The 20,585-nt window shown below is 39.7% G+C and carries 14 protein-coding genes; 8 read left to right on the top strand and 6 right to left on the bottom strand.

What is annotated here, in order from left to right; genetic code table 11:
• Window positions 1-65 precede the first annotated feature (65 nt).
• The 5 genes from B5X76_RS04485 to B5X76_RS04505 all read left to right on the top strand — a co-directional run bounded on the left by B5X76_RS04485 (window position 66) and on the right by B5X76_RS04505 (window position 6,072).
• A complete protein-coding gene (locus tag B5X76_RS04485; RefSeq protein ID WP_079641644.1) occupies window positions 66-2,444 on the top strand; it encodes a DUF2339 domain-containing protein in 2,379 nt (792 codons plus the stop codon).
• Window positions 2,428-3,654: a DUF3999 family protein gene (locus B5X76_RS04490; protein WP_079641646.1), complete on the top strand. Its 1,227-nt coding sequence runs from the start codon at window positions 2,428-2,430 to the stop codon at window positions 3,652-3,654. The genes B5X76_RS04485 and B5X76_RS04490 overlap by 17 nt, the downstream gene beginning before the upstream one ends.
• 19 nt (window positions 3,655-3,673) lie before the next feature.
• Entirely contained in the window at window positions 3,674-4,285 is a 612-nt protein-coding gene (locus B5X76_RS04495) for a GNAT family N-acetyltransferase (RefSeq protein WP_079641648.1), read from the top strand.
• Between the two features lie 143 nt (window positions 4,286-4,428).
• Window positions 4,429-4,959, top strand: a complete 531-nt coding sequence (locus tag B5X76_RS04500) for a hypothetical protein (RefSeq protein WP_079641650.1) — start codon at window positions 4,429-4,431, stop codon at window positions 4,957-4,959.
• Between the two features lie 81 nt (window positions 4,960-5,040).
• Complete coding sequence (locus tag B5X76_RS04505) at window positions 5,041-6,072, top strand: threonine aldolase family protein (RefSeq protein ID WP_079641652.1); 1,032 nt, start codon at window positions 5,041-5,043, stop codon at window positions 6,070-6,072.
• On the opposite strand, the gene B5X76_RS04510 is transcribed toward B5X76_RS04505, so the two are convergent.
• Both B5X76_RS04510 and B5X76_RS04515 read right to left on the bottom strand, forming a co-directional pair.
• Window positions 6,069-6,446 carry a VOC family protein gene (locus tag B5X76_RS04510; protein ID WP_079641654.1) on the bottom strand — a complete coding sequence of 126 codons (378 nt, stop codon included), beginning with the start codon at window positions 6,444-6,446 and terminating at the stop codon, window positions 6,069-6,071. The genes B5X76_RS04505 and B5X76_RS04510 overlap by 4 nt on opposite strands.
• Window positions 6,447-6,513: 67 nt before the next feature.
• Window positions 6,514-7,482 carry a YeiH family protein gene (locus B5X76_RS04515; protein ID WP_079641656.1) on the bottom strand — a complete coding sequence of 323 codons (969 nt, stop codon included), beginning with the start codon at window positions 7,480-7,482 and terminating at the stop codon, window positions 6,514-6,516.
• Window positions 7,483-7,856: 374 nt separating this feature from the next.
• On the opposite strand from B5X76_RS04515, the gene gndA reads away from it, so the two are divergent.
• Genes gndA through pgl form a run of 3 tightly spaced genes read left to right on the top strand, consistent with a single transcriptional unit; the run spans window position 7,857 to window position 11,563 of the window.
• A complete protein-coding gene (gene gndA, locus B5X76_RS04520; protein WP_079641658.1) occupies window positions 7,857-9,260 on the top strand; it encodes an NADP-dependent phosphogluconate dehydrogenase in 1,404 nt (467 codons plus the stop codon).
• Between the two features lie 30 nt (window positions 9,261-9,290).
• Window positions 9,291-10,802: a glucose-6-phosphate dehydrogenase gene (zwf, locus tag B5X76_RS04525; RefSeq protein ID WP_079641660.1), complete on the top strand. Its 1,512-nt coding sequence runs from the start codon at window positions 9,291-9,293 to the stop codon at window positions 10,800-10,802.
• A 23-nt stretch (window positions 10,803-10,825) separates the two neighbouring features.
• Window positions 10,826-11,563, top strand: a complete 738-nt coding sequence (gene pgl / locus B5X76_RS04530) for a 6-phosphogluconolactonase (protein ID WP_245800944.1) — start codon at window positions 10,826-10,828, stop codon at window positions 11,561-11,563.
• A 158-nt stretch (window positions 11,564-11,721) separates the two neighbouring features.
• On the opposite strand, the gene B5X76_RS04535 is transcribed toward pgl, so the two are convergent.
• The 4 genes from B5X76_RS04535 to B5X76_RS04550 form a co-directional block, all read right to left on the bottom strand.
• A complete protein-coding gene (locus B5X76_RS04535; protein ID WP_079641661.1) occupies window positions 11,722-14,217 on the bottom strand; it encodes a zinc-dependent metalloprotease in 2,496 nt (831 codons plus the stop codon).
• Window positions 14,218-14,243: 26 nt separating this feature from the next.
• Window positions 14,244-15,875, bottom strand: a complete 1,632-nt coding sequence (locus B5X76_RS04540; RefSeq protein WP_079641663.1) for a RagB/SusD family nutrient uptake outer membrane protein — start codon at window positions 15,873-15,875, stop codon at window positions 14,244-14,246.
• A 21-nt stretch (window positions 15,876-15,896) separates the two neighbouring features.
• On the bottom strand, window positions 15,897-19,292 hold the full coding sequence (locus B5X76_RS04545; protein ID WP_079641665.1) for a TonB-dependent receptor: 3,396 nt from the start codon (window positions 19,290-19,292) through the stop codon (window positions 15,897-15,899).
• A gap of 83 nt (window positions 19,293-19,375) precedes the next feature.
• Window positions 19,376-20,527, bottom strand: coding sequence for a FecR family protein (locus B5X76_RS04550; protein ID WP_079641666.1), 1,152 nt, complete (start codon window positions 20,525-20,527; stop codon window positions 19,376-19,378).
• Window positions 20,528-20,585 lie beyond the last annotated feature (58 nt).

The following is a 20,585-nucleotide window of genomic DNA, read 5'->3' on the forward strand; positions in this document are numbered from 1 at the left end:
CATTCACAAGTTTTTGTATCTTGTCTTAAGTTTTAATATTAAAGATCTAATTGAAAACTTAAACTATGGAAATACTACTAATTATATTGGGTTTTGTAGTTCTAGCTTATTTAATAAATAAACAGAAGGAAGAGATCAAAAGTTTGAGAGAAGGTCTTTCTTATACCTTTGATCAGCTAAAAGCCTTAAGAAATAATCTAGAGGGCACAAACAATACAACTTCTATTGTAAAAGACGATATAGAGCCATTGCCAATAAAACCAGTAATAAAAGAAGAGGTTCTCCCTATCGATCTCCCCAAAGAACGACCATCAGGACCTCCACCTATTCCGGAGTACATAACATTTGAACAGCCCTCCCTCCAAGAAGCTTTTATTCCTCAACCTGAAATCAAAGAAGAGAAGTTATCTTGGTTTGAACAATTCAAACAGAAAAACCCAGACATTGAAAAGTTTATTGGTGAAAATCTCATCAATAAAATCGGCATTGTCATACTCGTGTTGGGGATTAGTTTTTTTGTCAAGTACGCTATCGACAAAGAGTGGATCAATGAACCCGCCCGTGTTGGCATAGGAATCTTGGCCGGAGGAATTCTTTTAGGAGTAGCTCATCGCTTACGTGCTAAATTTAAAGCTTTTAGTTCTGTGTTGGTAGCAGGAGCCATAGCTGTATTTTATTTCACCATTGGTATTGCTTTTCATGACTACGCTCTTTTTAGTCAAACGACGGCATTTATCATTATGATAGTCATTACCCTATTCAGTGTTTTTGTGTCGCTTGCTTATGATAGACAAGAGCTTGCTGTCATGTCTATAATAGGTGGTTTTGCCGTCCCATTTATGGTTAGCACAGGACAGGGTAACTACCATGTTCTACTAACATATATCGTCATGCTAAACATAGGAATGTTGACAATATCCTATTTCAAGCGATGGTTTATTGTTAATTTTACGGCTTTCCTATTGACTCTTATTATTGTGGCAAGTTGGTACATGACCTTAGCTAGCCCATCGGACACCGTCCTATTGCACGGATTGCTTTACTGTATTACCCTTTATTTGATTTTCACGCTTGCCTTTGTGATCAACAACATCGTTTATAAAAACAGATTTGTTAATTATGAAGTCGCCGCTGTAATATCGAATACGACGGCATTTTATGCTATTGGTTATCATATTATGCAGGAGTATGCACCTAACTACATGGGGCTTTTCACACTTTCACTGGCAGCATTCAATATGACTTTTGCTTTCGTCATCTTCAAAAAATATCGCTTTGACAAAAACATAATCTATGTCTTGATAGGACTGGCACTTACATTAGCTACTGTTACTATCCCTGTACAATTTGAAGGGAACTATGTCACCATATTTTGGGCATGCGAGGCCGTGCTTTTACTATGGTTAACCCAAAAGTCTCAATTAAAAGGCTTCTTATTGGGTTCCATTATCGTACAGTGGTTAGCAGTACTGAGTTTGCTCCAAGACTTAATTGCCTATGTAGAAGAGGACGTGGCACACAGATTAGCCTTAAATACTGAATTCATAACAGGAATAATGCTTATTGCTTCTTTTATCGGAAGCTACAAGCTACTAAAAACCTATTCTTATAACTATTCCATTCTAAACATTAAATTTAATCAAGTCGTTTATAGAAAGGTAATATTTGCTGTAGCGCTTGTATTGGCTTATATACTACCTCTTATCGAGATAGGCTATCAATCAAGTTATTACTTTGACAATACAGGTACCGTCTATTTCTTCCTGTATCTATATCACATGATATTCACCACAATGTTATTATATTATGGTAAGAACACAACCAAACTAACGGAAAAGCTGTCCGAGGTGCTGATCGTCGGCAATGCTATTTTCTATATTATTGTTGCTTACAAGATTCCAATTATTGAAAAGTATAATACATTTATTTATTATGACGGTGCTTTTCCATTTGCATTTAATCTACATTATATTTCAATTGCGACATTATTGATTCAAGTGTGGTTATATCTGAAAAAACACTTTCTCCACACCGATACTACAGAACAACGAAAGGCTTACACAGCTTGGTTCCTCGCATTCTTTATCGTATACCTATGCAGTGTCGAAGTCAATATTATCTTTTTGTTTCAAGCGATAAATTTTGATGACTATTACACCACTAGGGAGTTTGTCCTTAAAGTTATATTTCCAATACTATGGGGCCTCTTATCTTTTGCATTCCTGATATACGGTATTAAAAAGAACCTCAAGACGGCACGGGTTATCGCCTTGACTTTACTGGGGATCACGATTCTTAAGCTATTCATTTATGACATCAGAGATGTCTCTGAAACGGGTAAGATAATAGCTTTCATCCTGTTAGGAGCCTTAATTCTTACTATCTCTTTTGTATATCAAAAAATTAAAAAACTAGTCGTTGACAACCATGAAGAACAGCTATAAATTTCTATTTTCTTTCGCTTTTTCGCTTTTTTTCATAGCCCAAGCTACTTGGGCTCAACAATTAAAAGTAAAGGTCTCTGCAAAAGAAAACGGCTATAATAGGATCTCTGTGCCTCAAGAGTTTCGCGCACATATGGTCAACAATTCAGGCATGCTCCGTTTGAAAGACAAAGATGGAACAGAAATACCTTTTATTTTAAAATCACAGGAAAACCCAATTCCGCTTTTTTCAGCCCTGCAATTCAAGCACAGCAAAAATACGGGGGATAGTACGGAGACTTTTCTACTCAACAATGAGTCTAAGAAAAAAATCAACAATTATGTCCTTCAAATTGCTAATGCCACGACACAGAAAAAATATAGTATAGAAGGTAGTGAAGATATGCAAAACTGGTTTGGTATAGTTAATAATGCGATACTTACTGAACTAAGTAATAGCGAGCAGACATACACTAATAAACAGATACAGTTTCCATTAGTAGACTACCGATACATCCGGATAGTACTGGATAATAAGACCTCTGCTCCTATTCGTATATTAACAATTGGAGAGCTAAAAACAAGTCAGAACAAGCAACAGTTAGAAAAAATAAAGGACATTTCGTATCAGTTGGTTAATAATAGATCGGAAAAGGAAACGGTTATAACTGTTTCTAAAAAATCAAATACACCAATAGATTATCTACAGATCTATGTAGGTTCGCCAAAACAATATTACCGCATCGCCAACACCTCAATAGACCATAAGAATGACGCTCTACCTCAGCGGAATAGAAAAAGTAATCAATTTTCAAGTGAGCAATTTCAACTTCAGACCAACATAGGTGGAATGTATGTACTCAATCAGCTTTATCCGGAGACTTTCTCTATCAAGATAGACAACGAAGACAACCCTCCACTGCAGATAGATAGTATCTTATTTTATCAAAGTCCAATAATACTAGTTGCTGAAATGGACACCAAAAAGGAATACAACTTAATGACCGACAGCAACTGGACCGTACCGAGCTACGATTTATCAAAAATCGAGCTCAATCTACAACCTGAGCTACCTCTTGCCAAGCTTGACAAAGTAGAAGTGGTCTCCAAAAGCACTCCTACAGAAAAGGGAAACTACGGCCGGATTATTTTAACTGTATGTCTAGCACTTGGAGCTATCCTCATCTTCTATTTTGGCAGAGGTCTACTCAAGGACTTAAAAAAAGACTAATATAACGGCAGCAGCAGACATGAAAACGGAGTCCAATAAACCATCGCTAAAAGAAAGCTATATCCTCGAAAATGAAAGAATTGCATTACACACGCTTTCCGACATTCACCTCGATGATCTGGCTCATTTTGCTGATCTCGAACCTGAAATTTGGAAATTTTCATTAGAGCAACCTACAAGCAAGCTAAAAATGGCTGCTTACATCGCCAATACGTTGCGTAAGAAGAAAGAGGGACAAGAACATGCCTTTGTCGTTTTTGACAAACAACAAATGGAAACCGCGGGTTCTACCCGATTGTACGAAATAGATCTGCATCAAAAGGTATGTTCCATCGGCTATACATGGTATGGGAAGAAATTTCAGGGAACGGGTTTAAACAAACATGCTAAATATCTGTTGTTAAAATTTGCTTTTGACACACTCCACATGGAACGTGTACAATTTAAAGCTGACAATGAAAACAAACGTAGTATACAAGCCATATTGAGTCTAGGCTGCACCTTTGAGGGGGTGCTCCGAAGCAATATGTACAAAGCAGATCGCTCCCGGAGAGACAGTGCCGTTTTCAGCCTACTACGATCTGAATGGTACGATCAGGCAGAAAACAAATTATTCTTGAAATTAACTTAGACGACTGCATGAAATTAAAATATTTCAATTTCGAAAGAGCAAAATACGGGTTCCCGTAAATTAGACTTAAAATAATAGTCACTTTTGTATTGGGGAAAATTTAAAAAATAAAAGAGATCGGACACAGCGATAAATTTACACCTATGACTGCAAAAGAATTTGTACTTAACATCAGAGCAAACCAACCTCAAATTTCAAATCTTCAGGATAGATTTGACACGGAATCATTATATGGCGTCTTAAGTGATGCAAAAATTTCAGACTTAAATTCTAGCTATAAAGATTATGGGAATGAAATATTAAATCTTATTTACAACTTTGATGTTTCTCAGTTAAACATTTTTGATATCACCTTTGATCCAGAACCAGAAGTATATGAAGATTATATATTCTTCGGTTGGGATGCTATCGGTGACCGCTTGGGCTACCACATCCCTTCGGGAGAAGTTGTTATATATTATGTGTACGGCGATTGTGTCAACTTGAAATGTGCTAAAACCGACGAGCAGTTTTTACGACTTTTTTTTGAACTATACTTATTACTAAAAGGCAACATCGAAAATGAAGGTCAAGAAGCTAAAACTAAGATCAGAGAGCAATTTTGGTTAAAAACAACGTCGACCCTCCCAGAAGCGTATTGGGATCATTATAAAAGATTCTTAACTCTACCGTAGTTAATATTTTTATTCTGGACTAGCCGACTGTTAAGCTATCTTTCTATATTTGTGATTACCTGGTCAAAGCACTATTTTAACATGTATAACTTTAAGAACGACTATTCAGAAGGAGCACACCCAAATATTTTAAATAAACTTGTCACGACCAACTTTGTACAACAACTCGGCTACGGAGATGATGCATATAGTTTAGAGGCTAAAGAAATTCTCAAAAAAGAGATTAATAATCCTCATGCGGAAGTCTATTTTTTATCTGGCGGCACGCAAACTAACCTGTTGGTTTTATCCTGTTTATTGAAGTCTCATGAAGCAGTCATTAGTGCAATTTCGGGTCATATTTTTGCCCATGAAGCCGGAGCTATCGAAGCAACTGGGCACCGGGTTATTACAGTAGCAACAGCGGATGGCAAGCTGAGACCAGATGATATCAAAGGCATCATCGAAAGTCATACTTTAAGACCTCATGTTGTTAAACCGAGATTAGTTTATATTTCCAATTCCACAGAGATCGGAACAATATATTATAAAGATGAATTAGAAGCATTGTCAAACTATTGCCGACAACAGGGGCTCCTTTTATTCCTAGATGGTGCAAGAATAGGTAATGCACTCATGGCTTCTGATAATGATTTAACAATGGTTGACATCAGTCGATTGACTGATGTATTCTATATCGGTGCGACCAAAAACGGGGCTTTATTGGGTGAAGCTGTGATTTTCAATGATCTTGCGTTATATCCTGATTTTGATTATGCGTTAAAACAGAAAGGTGCTTTATTAGCAAAGGGAAGAATATTAGGAATTCAGTTCTTAGAATTATTCCGTGAGGGGCTTTACTTTGAATTGGCGGATCATGCCAATAGTATGGCGATGAAAATTGTAAAAGCCGCTACAGAAGAGGGGTACTTTTTTTTGACCCATTCGACTACCAATCAGATTTTTCCAATTTTACCTCGACACATTATTGACGAACTACTTAAGAAATACCTATTTTTTGAATGGAAAAAAGTCGACGATCAACATTCCGCGGTACGTCTAATAACTTCTTGGGCTACCCCAGAAAAAGTAGTCGATGAATTTATTTCAGATTTAAAGTCCATAAGAAGTTAAAAATCTTGGTGTAAAGCAATTCTGTTTCCTTCGGAGTCTTCAATTTCGGCTACGAAGAAACCATATTTATCATTGGCTGTCTTTGGATACAGGACATTTGCACCCTGCTCTTCTGCTTTCCGAATCGTATCATTTATATCTTCCGTCTTAAAATAGAGAATGGCGCCCTGTTTACTTGGCACATAAGCATCCCCTTTGGCAAGCGCACCGGATATACCTGCCTTATGATCTTTAAAAGGAAAAAGAGCCATTTCATAACTATCGATAACTTCTCTTTCAAACACGAAACCAAGGACTTGTTTATAAAAATCTTCGGCACGACCTAAATCAGTTACCGGAATTTCGAAATAAATGACAGGGTTGCTTTTTGACATACAACGTTATTATATTGCTTTTATTTATCCTGTTAAATATACGTAGCTTGTCTGCTGAGATCAAATTTTAATTAAAAAAAGACAGAATCAAAATCAATGTAGGAATTGCAATAGCTAACCAGAGGAAAATACCTAATATAAATGGCCTCACCCCTACCGACTTCAATATTTTTATGGAGAGACCAGAGCCAATCAAAAATAACACGACCGTAAGTCCACTCTTTGATACTCGGACCAAGTCTTGGCTTACTGTATGTACAAACGGAATATAAGTATTTGCCAGAATGGCTAAAACGAAAAGACCTATGAAATAAGGTATTTTGATTTTTCCACCTTTATTTCTAAACACTATGTCACTCCCGAATGCAACAGGAATAATCCACAATGCCCTAGTCAACTTTACAGACGTCGCAATCTGTAATGCCTTCTCACCGTATCTACTAGCGGCTCCTACCACCGAGCTTGTATCTTGAATGGCAACGGCACTCCATAATCCAAACTGATTCTGGGAGAGATGAAAAAGATGCCCTAATACCGGAAATATAAAGAGTGCCAGAGAATTTAAGATAAAGATCGTTGCTAATGCAACACTGATCTGTTTTTCCTCTGCCTTTATCGCTGGAGAAATAGCTGCGATAGCACTCCCCCCACATATCGCTGTACCTACGGTAATTAAAAAAGATATTTTGCGATCTACGCGCAGGAACCTTCCTATGAAATAACCAAGGATCAAAATACCAAACAACGATAATACCGTCAGAACGAAACCATCCTTACTCGCTGTAGCAGCGGACTCGACATCCATCCCAAATCCCAGTCCGACAACAGATACCTGTAATAAAACGTGGGTAAGTTTATGCGTAAAATCAGGAAAAGGATTACCCAACCATTGTGCCGTGACAATACCGATCAGTAATGCCGTTGGCGGCGATATAAAAGATGCCAAACAGAGTAAACCTAAAGCAATAAAAATAAGCTCTCGAATAGACAAACTCCTATTCAATAAATCCTTTCGAAAAAACACGTCATTATTCATATATCTACTATTTTTCTACAAAGTACGGTGTCATACAACTGGAAAGAAAATGAATAAAACCCATAGGATATAACCATTAGTTATAACAGGAACATAATTTTGACATAGGAAAGATGTACAGCATATGTTGTCCAAATCAAGAGACAAAACCATTAAAAAATAGTTTTGACGATATGGGACAATAATCTACTTCTAATAAACCCGATGATATATGGTCGATTGCACAGCCCGAAAGGAGTAAAAAACAGGTGTTTTCAACGAAAAGATTTATATCTTTGATTATTAATTAGGGGGAGCTATCTGATGCAAATTCTCCCTCACTAAGTTAGTACGATCCGAAACGATAAAAATCTGCATCAACAGATAAAAATTTTATGGAATTATATGATTTTGGTATAGTTGGTCTAGGTGTTATGGGAAGAAATCTCCTTCTAAACATGGCCGACAACAAATTTGCTGTAGCAGGACTAGACCTGGACTCCGCTAAAGTACAATCCTTACAAGAAGAAATTAATGACAACCATCGGGTAAAAGCAACGACTCAGGTGAATGAATTCACGCAGTTGATCCGCAGACCACGAGCAATCATGCTTTTGGTTCCGGCTGGTAAACCTGTTGATAGCGCTATAGCAAGTCTACTCCCTCATCTTGAAGAGGGTGATATTATCATCGACGGCGGTAACTCTTATTTTCCGGACACGGATCGCAGGTTCTTAGAGTTATCTCAAAAGAATATACACTTCTTCGGAATGGGTATCTCGGGAGGCGAGAAAGGCGCTCGTTTTGGTCCTAGCTTAATGCCGGGAGGTGATAAAAATGCTTATGAACGTCTACGCCCTATATTTGAGGCTGTTTCTGCAAAAGTAAATGGTGAGCCTTGTGTTGCTTATCTAGGTAATGGTTCTGCAGGAAATTATGTAAAAATGGTTCATAATGGGATTGAATATGGCATCATGCAATTGATTGCAGAGACATATGATCTTATGAAACGAGGTTTTGGCATCAGTGATACTAAAATCCAACAAACGTTTGCAAATTGGAACAATACCGAATTGCAGTCTTTCCTAGTCGAGATTACAGGCGAAATACTGAACAAGTTTGACGAAGACGGTCAACGTCTGATTAATGTGATTTCGGACTGGGCTAAATCCAAAGGTACTGGTAAATGGACCTCACAAAACGCAATGGATTTACAGGCTCCTATTCCAGTTATTGATGCTGCAGTCACCATGCGTGATATGTCTAAATTCAAACCTGAGCGGGTACAGGCTTCTCAAAAATTGCCGTGGGAGTCTACCACCAAGGATATAGATGAGGACGTAGTAATCGATCAATTGAAAGATGCTTTCTATTTTGCCATGTTAAACACCTATGCCCAAGGGCTAGCTCAGCTAACCATCGCTTCAGAAACCTATAACTACGGACTGAACTTAGAACAGGTGGCCAAAATATGGCGGGGAGGATGTATCATCCGTGCTGCTGCTTTGGAGGACTTCAGACAGGCGTATGATCGCAATCCTTCATTACGAAACATCCTTTTGGACGACGTTATAGCTCAAAACGTATCTTCAAAACAAGCAAATACAAGAACAATTGTCAAATATGCAGTAGACTGCGGTATTCCATTTGCAGCTTACATGAATGCTTTGGCTTACTTCGATTCATACCGTTCGGAGCGTATGCCTACAAATATTATACAAGCTCAGCGGGATTACTTTGGTGCGCATACGTACGAACGTATCGACCGTGAGGGTTCGTTTCATACACAATGGGACTAAGATAAAATTGATTACATTTTTAATATTACAATGAAAACTAGTAAAAAAGCCAGACCTTCCATTATTGTTATTTTCGGAGGAACGGGAGATTTGGCGAAGCGTAAATTGATACCTGCTTTTTACAATTTGTTTTTGGACGATTGGATGCCTGAAAAATTCGCAATCATCGGACTAGGTCGTACCGAACTTGACAATGTCTCTTACAGACAACATCTGCAAGAAGGATTGACCGAATTTTCACGGACTGGGGCACCGGAACAACAAAAGTGGGAAACATTCAATCCTAATATTTCCTATTTTCAATCGAATATCGAAGATATCAATTCCTACAAAGATTTAGCTGCTCAATTGGATGCTTTGGATGAATTGTGGGGTGAACGTGCAAATAGATTATTTTATCTATCAGTAGCTCCTCGTTTTATTGAAGCAGCCACGCTACACATCAATGAGTCAGGCTTGGCTAGTAATCCTGAAAAGGACCGTATTGTTATCGAAAAACCATTTGGAAACGATAAAGAAACAGCGGTTGCACTTAATAAATTATTAAGACAAACATTTCAAGAAAAACAGATCTACAGGATTGACCATTACTTGGGCAAAGAGACTGTTCAAAATATACTTGCTTTCAGATTTGGAAATGCTCTTTTTGAACCGCTTTGGAATAGAAACTTTATCGACTCCGTACAGATTACAGTAGCGGAGCAGGTAGGTGTTGAAAACCGTGGCGGTTTTTACGAAAGTGCCGGAGCACTTAAAGACATGGTTCAAAACCACCTCTTGCAAATATTATGTATGGTGGCTATGGAAGCTCCAGCTTCCTTCAAATCTGAAGAGATACGTAACCGTAAAGTTGATGTATTAAGAGCAATACGGCGTATAAAACCGGAAGAGGTACAACGTTATGCGGTAAGAGGTCAATACGATGAAGGCTGGTTACAGGGAAAAAAAGTACCCGGGTACCGAGAAGAAGAGGGCGTGAATCCAAAATCAAACACGGAAACTTTTGTTGCTGTCAAGTTCTTTTTGGATAATTGGCGTTGGCAAGGTGTACCTTTTTACTTACGTACCGGAAAACGTATGCAAGAGAAACACTCCTCTATCACTATACAGTTTAAACCTGTTCCACACTCGACCTTCTCTAATGGTCAGGTTGATAATCTAATGCCGAATAAACTAACGATTAATATCCAACCACAGATGGATATTCGTCTACGTTTTATGACCAAGCGCCCTGGTTTGACCATGGCATTAAACCCTTCAGAGATGGTTTTCGATTACGATACCTGTTCAACCCAATCGCCAGAGGCCTACGAGACATTACTGCTTGATGCGCTGAATGGTGATGCCACATTATTCATGCGTTCGGATCAGGTCGAAGAGGCCTGGGACGTCATCACACCGATACAAGAAGCATGGGAAAGTAGAAATACGCTCGACTTCCCAAACTATGCTTCCGGTACTTGGGGTCCTGAAAATGCAGAAGCTTTGGTTGCTCAAAATGGCCATGTATGGGCTGTAAATGCGCACCATAAAAATTCTTAGTTTCATTAATAATACATTAAAAGTTGGAAAAATTGATACGGATATTTGATAATACACAACAACTTACCGAAGCCGCTGCTACGTTATTCATTGCTACTGCAAAACAGGCTATAGCTGAAAATGGCAAATTCACAGTTGCACTGACTGGGGGTTCATCTCCGATAGCGCTTCATAAAATACTTGCCTCTGCAGAATATCAAACGATGATAGATTGGGAAAAAGTTTTTGTATTTTGGGGTGACGAGCGTTGGGTACCATTTGATGATGAACGTAGTAATACTAAAATGGCTTTTGAGACACTATTAAATCATGTACCAATTCCAAAGGATCATATCTACAAGATGTATTCCGAGACATTATCACCGGAAGAGCATGCTGCACAATACGAAGCGGAAATAAAGGCTGTCTTAGGTGAGAATGGTGCTTTTGATCTGATTTTATTGGGCATGGGCGACGATGGCCACACAGCCTCCTTATTTCCGCACACAGCTGTGCTTGCTGAAGACAAGAAGTGGGTGGACGCCTATTACCTAGAACCTCAAAGTATGTATCGTATCACATTAACTGCTCCGCTCATTAATAGAGCCAAGAATATTGTTGTGATTACGTTTGGTGAAAAGAAAACTGATGCATTGTATGAGGTACTGGAAGGCGAGCGTAACCCTCAAGAGTATCCTTCACAGTTGTTAGCACCCACAAATGGTAAATTATTGTTTTTAACAGACCGAGTTGCTGCTAGTAGACTGAATACTTCAAAATAGGAAAAAATTTTCTGTGTATACATAACGGTCACACATCGTAAGATATGTGACCGTTTTTATTTTCATGCACAGCAAATCAATAAATATATTACAAAAAACTCCTAAAAGCGCAAAGCATATTAGGAGTTTCTAATGTTATAGAAGGTAAAATTTTAGCGTTATGAATTAAGCTTCTTGATAGCTTGAATACGGCGTAACAAATCTGTATAGTGATCTGATTCGAAACCTTTACTTCCTTTTGCCATTTTCTTAATACGTATTTCGGTGTCATTTAACTCACTCAGGATCAAAATCCGCATATCCGAAAGATTTGGATTGTAAGGCGTAAGACCCGCCGCCGCATAAGCGGTCTCCTGTACAGGCTTATCCAATTTCAACATCACACCAAGACGATCGACGTAGGCACGTTGTAATCCACGTTTGAACATATCGTCTTTAGCGCCGTTAAAAATAGAATTGGAAACATCTGTCAACAACTCCTTGACGGTATAAGCTTTAGTATCATTCTTAAATTCATTATCGATCATACGGGCAAAACCATAGGTTTCTAACAATGATGTCAATACCTGATTTTGCATCTCTTGTACTTTATTGACCATAGTGCCGTAGTCAATACGCTTCATCAGATTGGTATCCAACAGCCAATATGGTGTCTCGAAGACATGTTTGTTGACAAAAGCGACAGCTCCCCGTTGCTTTTCTTTAGCGACATAAGTATATACTGCCCCAGCTTCGCTCTTGGTTTTGTAGTCCTCCGTCATCGCTCCCACATATGCTATAGCATGGTTGATATAACGACGGTACTGTCCGATCAAGTCTTTATACAGCTCCTTTGTATCTTCCAGACTACCATTCTGCTCGTATGTCCATTTTTCCAAATTAGGAAGGATATACTTTAGATTCGCAATTCCGTACTCACCGGCTTTGACGGCATCATTGCCTAGGTCTTCACTTTGTGCCCTTGGATCCATAGATCCCTGTTTGCCGTAATAGTACAACGGATCTCCAGCCTTCTCCTGTATCTTTGTTTCCCACCAAAGGCGATCTTGCTCAGGTGTTCTGTTACCATGGTAACGATATCCGAAATCTATCGCAAAACGATCGTACGCCCCAATTTTAGGATAAATGTTTTTCACTCCATCACCAGGCTGTGCCACATAATTAAAACGTGCATAATCCATAATGGATGGTGCTGTACCATACTTCTCTGTAAACGAAGGTGAACGCAATGAATCTACATCAAATGCATAGCTGGAACCAAAGTTATGCAATAGTCCTAAACTATGTCCTAATTCATGTGAAGACACAAAACGGATCAATTGTCCCATTTGTTCATCAGACAGTTTTGCACCGCGTGCTCCCTCATTTATTGCAGCAGTCTGTACAAAAAACCAATTACGTAATAATGACATGACATTGTGGTACCAGCCTACATGACTTTCTACAATCTCACCTGAGCGCGGGTCTGAAATACGCGGACCGTAAGCATTCTCTATCTCCGATGCAAAGTAACGGATCACGGAATAGCGAGCGTCTTCTGTACTAAATGTTGGATCCTCTTCATGCGTAGGTGCTTCCTTACCTACGATAGCATTTTTAAAACCCGCAGCTTCAAATGCTGTATTCCAATCATTCACCCCTGCTATAAGATAAGGCACCCATTTTTTTGGGGTTGCCGGATCGATGTAGAAGACAATCTGTTTCTTCGGCTCGACCAATTCGCCTCGTGCATAGGCCTCCGCATCCGAAGGCTCAAGGCGGTAACGTTGTATAAAAGCATTACGGGTTACTTTTTGATCATTCGCACCAAAATCCAACTTTCGATTAGAGAAATACCCTACCCGTTCATTTTCATAACGCGCTTGCATAGGTACCTTAGGCAACAGGACCATAGAGGTATTCAAACCAAAAGTCATCGTACCCACTGAATTATCTGCGGGGAGAACTGGTGATTTGAAGGTCTTTACCGTCCGCACCTCTACATTCTCCGGGAAAGACTTAATGGTATCGATATAAGACTTCTGCGCGTCAATACCTGCTATCTTATAAGTCTTCTTTAATTTTTCAGGCAGTGGCATACCTGGTATCTCACCGTTATAGAAATCGGTTACATCGATAACTACGTTTTTGCCTGCATTATTGAACGCTTTGATATCAAAAGCAGCTAATATCGGAAGAGCATTTGAATTAGCGAGTGCAGCATCCATATCTCTATTTACGGTAGCTATATAGGCATAGCTCGGTACGCGTATATATATTGTATTCTCGCGACGCTGCCATTGCCAAAGCTGCTCATTCAACATCTCTCCGCCATATTGAGAACGGAACTCTTTTAAACCTACTGGTGTCTGTGTAAAACGCGTGACGACCAACATATCCCGATTCAGCAATGTATCAGGGATCTCCATATAATACTTATCATCTACTTTGTAAGTATTAAAAAGTCCTACTGATTTCTTTGCGTCGCTAGTAATTAGCTCTTCAAATTTCTTGATTTTATCTTTTTTACTCTTGTCAGATTGCTCTTTCTTTTCCGACTCTACCTTAGTTGGAAGATTAACCAAACCTCCCCATTTGCCAGATTGCCCTACGGTAACTGTAGCTTGTAAGCTTAATATCGCCAATGCGATTCCTAATTTATTTTTATATCTCATTATCAATTATGTGCCATTCTAAAAAACTACCAACCTGGATTCTGCGGTTTCAGATTAGGATTTATCCCCACTTCTACCAAAGGAATAGGAAACCAATAATTGCGCTCTTCAAACGCACGTGAACCAGCATTCTTTTCTTTATAAGAGATAGTCCCATTTGTGCCTTTCGTAATCGTGACACCTCTCACGGATTTATTGAGGATATCCGTCGCCTGCTTCCATCGTTTTATATCTTGATAACGGATGTCGTCTTCAAAAGCAAGTTCTATACGACGCTCGTGACGAATACGATCACGCATCTGCTCTTTATTCAATCCTGTCGGAATAGCTGGCATACCTGCACGCTTACGAATTGCATTGACTGCATCATAAACCGCTATGCTTGGCCCATCTGCTTCATTCGCAGCCTCTGCAAAGTTTAACAGGACCTCCCCGTAACGCATAATGACCCAGTTAGTACTACTTCCTACATTCTTGTCCTTGTTAAAGTCAAACTTTTCGTCCATAAACTTACGGATATAGTATCCCGTAGGGGTCGGATTGGTTCTTAGCAAATCCTTACCTCCAGTAAAAGTTTCTACAGCCCGATCTTTAAAATCTGCACCGTTAAAAAGAATAGATTTTGCAAAACGAGGGTCACGGTTCTTGTATGGATTAGAGGGGTCATAACCCGACCCAGCTTCCTCTATACGAAGACCATTTACCATTTCATAACTATCGACAATATCCTGCGTAGGACAGTTGATACCTTTACCGCCATAGCCTGCAGGTGTATTATTTTGATCATAGGCATGCATCTTCTCTCCTTTGATCCCGTTGTATCGGAACTCCAGAATCACTTCAGGTTTGTCCATGATATTCTTATTGACGAATACAGCAGCATAATCCTTTTTTAATTCAAAGGCTTTGGATTCCATAACAATCTGTGCTGCATCCGCAGCTAGTTTCCACTTCGCTGCTACGTCTCCTGTATTGACCAAAGGGCTCGCTCCCCATAACAATACACGACTTTTAAAGGCTATTGCTGCTTCCTTCGTGATACGTCCCCAATCTTCCTTACCATAGGTACTTGGTAACTCCTTCGCTGCAAGATCTAATTCCTGTATCACAAATTGTAAGCCTTCTTCATGGCTGACTTTCGCTGGCTTGTCTTCGGCCTCTTCGATAGACTGATGCTTTAATAATAATGGAGCGTCTTTAAAAGAAGCAAACAAGTTAAAATAGACGTAGGCACGCATAAATCGGGCCTGCCCTAACAAAACATTACGTTCGGTGTCATTCAGAACCGTAGACACCGCAGCCCGGTTAATGAAAACATTTAACTTTCGAATCTGTGCGTAGCTATCTTTCCAAAGATTACGCTCTGGAAATGAAGTGCTCAGAAAATCACCTGTAAGAAAGCTCGTTATTTTCTTTTCCTCATTACCGACTAGCTGTATATCATCGGTCTTTGCAGCAGGGATATAGGTATCGAATCCTGTCTTCAGGAAGGTGTAAAATTCGTTGACCGATAATTTTATTAATTCAGGATCTTTCCAAACCACCTCTTCAGACAATAGGTTGAGGGGTTTTCTATCTAAAAAGTCTTTTTGACAAGAGCTTAAAGCCAACGCTAAGGCCAATGTACTCAAGGATAATATATGTCTTTTAATTTTCATGGATTTCAATTCTTTAAAATGTTAGATACCTACGCGTAAACCCAATGTATAGATTCTTTGTGGTGGATACAGGTTGGCCGATGCTCCTGTAGATTCTGGGTCAAAGCGCTTACTCGCACTGATGGTAAACAGGTTCTGTCCTTGAAAATTAATACCTAAAGACTTAATGCCTGCTCGCTTGATCCAATCTTTTGGAAAATCATATGCGACCTGTGCTGTACGCAATTTCAAGTAGTTACCATTCTTCACATAAAATGTAGACGGCAACTTGTTGTTCTCGTGATTGGACAATAGGCGTGGATACGAAGCGTCTAAGTTTTCTGGTGTCCAACGATCAAGATGCAGCTCATAAAAGTTGGCAAGATCGTCACCTGGCTTATAGTTGATATACACATCTGTGGATGCCTGAAAGAAAGCATCTAGAGACAGACCTTTCCAAGAAGCACCTAGATTCAAACCATAGACTGTCGGCGGATAGATATAAATCGCTTCAAAAGCACGATCAGGACTGCCACTATATAACTCCACGACTCCGTCACCATTCATATCTACATAGCGGATATCCCCCGCCTTTGGTGTAATAGGTGAACCATTAGGGCTATTCAGGTATTTTGCCCATTTGTCAGCGTCCTCTTGGTTACGGAAAATACCATCCGCTTTCAAAATACGCGACATACCAATTGTGGATCCCTCTTGGCGCAAGCCTGGCAATACCGCATCATTCTCACCATAATCTACAGCTGTACTCTTCGTATAAGTCATATTCAGACGTGCATTGACCCGTACATTGCCGATCGTATTGCGATGCGATACGGATGCTTCATAACCATAGTAGCGCTCTTTGGCAAAATTTTGTAACGCTGGATTAATACCGAATGTCAATGGTACGTCGTAATTCCTAGAACGTAGGATATCAAATTTATTCTTATTGTAGTAATCGACTTCAAAACCCAACTTACCATTCCAAAGTGTCGCATCAATACCAACATCAAATGCGTCCACCTTCTCCCAAGTGATATTTGTGTTTGGAACAGTCAGATTAGAGATGCGAGCTAGCGGACTTATATTATCTGATGTACCGAATACATAACCTGCAGGAATAAGTGCATAATTATAAAAGTAGGTATACAGGTTTCCTCCGTCATTTCCTAAGCGGCCAAAAGAACTTCTCAACTTCAGATTGTCCACGAAAGCAAAACGCTCTTTGAAGAAATCTTCTTCAGAAATGTTCCAAGCAGCCGACAATGCAGGGAAGAATCCATTGCGCTTACCTTTGGGATAATACGGAGAGCTATCATAACGAAAACTTCCTTCTACGACATAACGTTGATCATAGTTATACTGCACTCTTCCGACCACACTGCGCCTAGCATTCTCAGACGCTGAACCTAAGTTTTTCTGTGTCTTGATATCTCCTAAAAACAATTGATCCAAACTAGAAACCGGGAAATTGCTACGCTCTGCCGAGAATACATCGCTCTTGAACTCATTTTGTTCATATAGCGCCATTGCATCAATATTATGCTGTCCAAAATGACGTTTGTAATTCAGCTTCAGCTGTACATTGACATTATTGTTCTGATTGTAGGACTGCTCCATACGTGCTTTTTCAGTTCCATTTTGCAAGGTGTATTCATCCTTCGTATCAGCCAACGTATACTGCGGAAACGGTATAGCGAATGATTTTTGAAAAGAACTATTGCGATCTACAGCAACGAATGCACCCGCAGATAGTCCAGGTACAAAAGGAATCTTTTGTGTCAATCCAAAACTTCCTGTAAATACATTACGTGTATTTCTTTTGTAACCACTCTCTGCCATAACGTCTGTAATTGGATTACCGGCATAACCTGAGTAGGCATATAGACCATTCGAAAAATGGGAAGGCATGACTGAACCCAATGAAGCCAGACGTCCAAAAATATCCTCTGGGTGAGAAGCTGGATTGTCCGAAGTCTCGGTGATATAGTTTAACGAAACCGACAGATTGGTATTCGGTGTCACATCATAATCTGTATTACTCACGATACCATAGCGTTTCATTTCAGAGGTCTTCATCAAACCGTTCTGATCCGTAAAAGATCCCGACAAAAAGTACCGGGCATTCTTACCTCCCCCACCGACATTCACATTATGTTTGTGCAGTAGAGCTGTTTTATCCAAGACATCGCCATACCAGTCTGTATTTGGATATCGATCCGGATCCGAACCGTTTAAGAATTTCTGTAACTCCTCCGCTGTATATTTTCTACGCGGTGAGTTTCCTCGATCAGCAATATCATTGTCGTACATTTCATTATTCAACAAAGCATAATTGTACGAATCTAGAAACTTAGGTAATCTGGTACTCTGTTGTATACCGAACTGACCTGCATAATTAATATCTAGACGGTCACGAAATCCCTTCTTGGTCGTAATCAATATTACTCCATTGGCACCGCGTGTACCATATACTGCTGCAGATGCATCTTTCAGTACAGTCACACTTTCTATTGCATTCGGATCCAGCTTATCCATCTCCATACCGATCAGCCCTTGTCCTTCACGTGCTACTCCATCGATTACAATCAAAGCCTCACCCATACCTCGGATCTTTATTGCTGCTCGATCACGGTCTGGTGCTCCGGAGATCATAGTCGAGCTTAACCCTGGGGCTCTCCCCATCAATGTATTCGAAATATTAACCGCTGGTGACTTGGAAAGCTCCTCTCCTTTTATCGTATTAATAGCACCGGTAACTACCTTTTTCTGTTGTGAACCATAGCCTACCACCACGACATCTGTCAATTCGTTGACCGCTACAGAAAGCGTCATCGTTATTGGCTTATTCACCTCTTTCACTTTATACTGTCCTTTTTGATAACCTAAAAAGCTAAACTCCAGTACATCATCTGATTTTGCAGCTATTGAAAACTTTCCTTCCGTATTGGTCGTAACCACTGCTCCTGTCCTGGTATTACGGATGGTCGATCCCGCAATCGTATTCCCCTGATCGTTACGTAACACTCCGCTCACCACAGCCTCCTGTACGATATTGTTAGCGGCCGAGCTAGATATTGCTACTTTTTTCTTCTTCAGTACGATACTCTTGTCTTTGATGACGTAGGTAATATCTGTACCAGCCAAAGCCATATCCAGTGCCTTGGCGACAGAAAGTCCATCAATGCTAATACTCTTTACCCCTTGGTGTTCCAGTAATTGATCGTCGTACAGAAAGTTGTACCCTGTTTGTTTTTGTATTTCTTTGATTAACTTTTCCATCCGGATCTGATTCTCTCGGATGTTTACAATTTGGGCGTCACCTTGAAAAGAAACAAGAGTAAAAGCCATCGCTACTGGAAATACCTTGGTCTTCATCGCCCATAATGCGCTTGAAAGATTCTTATTCCATCTTTCTTTTTTTTGGTTGTACTTCATTTTATTAGTTAATTGTTTAGGTAGCTTTAATCAACGTTTTTTCACGTTATATAATTAAATGTTTAAAAAGCTCATACTTACATCTACTTTTTCAAATAGACCATCCTTCCTTTAATGGAATAATTCAACAATTCCGTATAACTGAATAAATCCAATGTTTCGGACAGCTTGCTGTAGCGGGTCAAAGAACCCGAAAATGTCTTTTTAAGTAACCCCTCGGATCCCTTTTCAATAACGAACTCAACATCGTACCAGCGCTCAAGTTTCTTCATGATATCAGTCAAGGGCTCCTTAACAAACACAAAACGATTATCCTTCCAAGCTGTGATAGATTCAACATCGACCGTACGTCTTATTAATCGATCACCAAATGCATCACTCTGCATACCTGGCTGCAAATTCATCAGTCTGTTTACGGTGTTGACCTCGACAGCTCCCGTCAATAAAGTAGTCTGTGTATGTTCATCTGGATAGGCCGAAACGTTAAAACTAGTACCCAGTACCCTGACCGAATGATTTTGACTCTGTACGATAAACGGCTTTTTCTTATTCTCGGTCACTTCAAAGAAAGCCTCTCCCTCTAAGTGTACGATACGATTCTTTTCATCGAAATGAAGAGGAAAGCGCAGTGATGAAGCTGCATTCAACCATACCTGTGTACCGTCTGATAAGACAAGTTTGTAATGTCCTTTTTTAGGCACCTCTATAGTACGCCATACAGTTTCCGAATCCCCCGTACTTAGTAAGTTTCCTGCACCATCTTCAAGACCGCTCTGTCGTACAACCAATTCACCTTGCTCACTTAGGTTTAGTGCAGTTCCATCGGTCGAACGCAGGATAGCAGCATAACCACCTGGTGCAACATCTTCTTTCTGAAATTCAGACACAACAATCTGTTGTTCGGATGGTTGTTTCCAAATAAAATAAGCGCTAAATAAAACAAATAGTGTAGCTACGGCAGCTGCGTACGGCCAGTAACGGAAAGATTTAATCTTCGTTGTTCTACTATTGCTCTCTAGCCCCACTGTTTTGGAGAAACGGTCAAAAGCTGGTTGCCAATTTAGACCACGCTCTCCCGGTTCTAGTTCTACTAGGGTATGCACCATAAGTTGATCCAGAAAAGTAGCATTCATAGGGTTCTGTACAATCTCTATCCACTCCAGAAGTTCTTCTGCGGTCAGTGATTCTTGAACATATTTGTTGTACACTAAGGTAATTCTTTCTGTTTGTTTCATGATCAGGTATAAGGTCCCTAAAATATAATGACGAAATAAGGGATGGTGGGAATACCAA

This window comes from Sphingobacterium nematocida, from assembly GCF_900168125.1.
In the GTDB taxonomy this organism is placed as follows: Bacteria; Bacteroidota; Bacteroidia; order Sphingobacteriales; family Sphingobacteriaceae; genus Sphingobacterium; species Sphingobacterium nematocida.

Coding starts and splice junctions, on each gene's coding strand:
- zwf (WP_079641660.1), top strand. CDS start 9,291: ATGAAAACTAGTAAAAAAGCCAGACCTTCCATTATTGTTATTTTCGGA.
- B5X76_RS04485 (WP_079641644.1), top strand. CDS start 66: ATGGAAATACTACTAATTATATTGGGTTTTGTAGTTCTAGCTTATTTA.
- B5X76_RS04550 (WP_079641666.1), bottom strand. CDS start 20,527: ATGAAACAAACAGAAAGAATTACCTTAGTGTACAACAAATATGTTCAA.
- B5X76_RS04545 (WP_079641665.1), bottom strand. CDS start 19,292: ATGAAGTACAACCAAAAAAAAGAAAGATGGAATAAGAATCTTTCAAGC.
- B5X76_RS04510 (WP_079641654.1), bottom strand. CDS start 6,446: ATGTCAAAAAGCAACCCTGTCATTTATTTCGAAATTCCGGTAACTGAT.
- B5X76_RS04495 (WP_079641648.1), top strand. CDS start 3,674: ATGAAAACGGAGTCCAATAAACCATCGCTAAAAGAAAGCTATATCCTC.
- B5X76_RS04490 (WP_079641646.1), top strand. CDS start 2,428: ATGAAGAACAGCTATAAATTTCTATTTTCTTTCGCTTTTTCGCTTTTT.
- B5X76_RS04515 (WP_079641656.1), bottom strand. CDS start 7,482: ATGAATAATGACGTGTTTTTTCGAAAGGATTTATTGAATAGGAGTTTG.
- gndA (WP_079641658.1), top strand. CDS start 7,857: ATGGAATTATATGATTTTGGTATAGTTGGTCTAGGTGTTATGGGAAGA.
- B5X76_RS04500 (WP_079641650.1), top strand. CDS start 4,429: ATGACTGCAAAAGAATTTGTACTTAACATCAGAGCAAACCAACCTCAA.
- B5X76_RS04535 (WP_079641661.1), bottom strand. CDS start 14,217: ATGAGATATAAAAATAAATTAGGAATCGCATTGGCGATATTAAGCTTA.
- B5X76_RS04505 (WP_079641652.1), top strand. CDS start 5,041: ATGTATAACTTTAAGAACGACTATTCAGAAGGAGCACACCCAAATATT.
- B5X76_RS04540 (WP_079641663.1), bottom strand. CDS start 15,875: ATGAAAATTAAAAGACATATATTATCCTTGAGTACATTGGCCTTAGCG.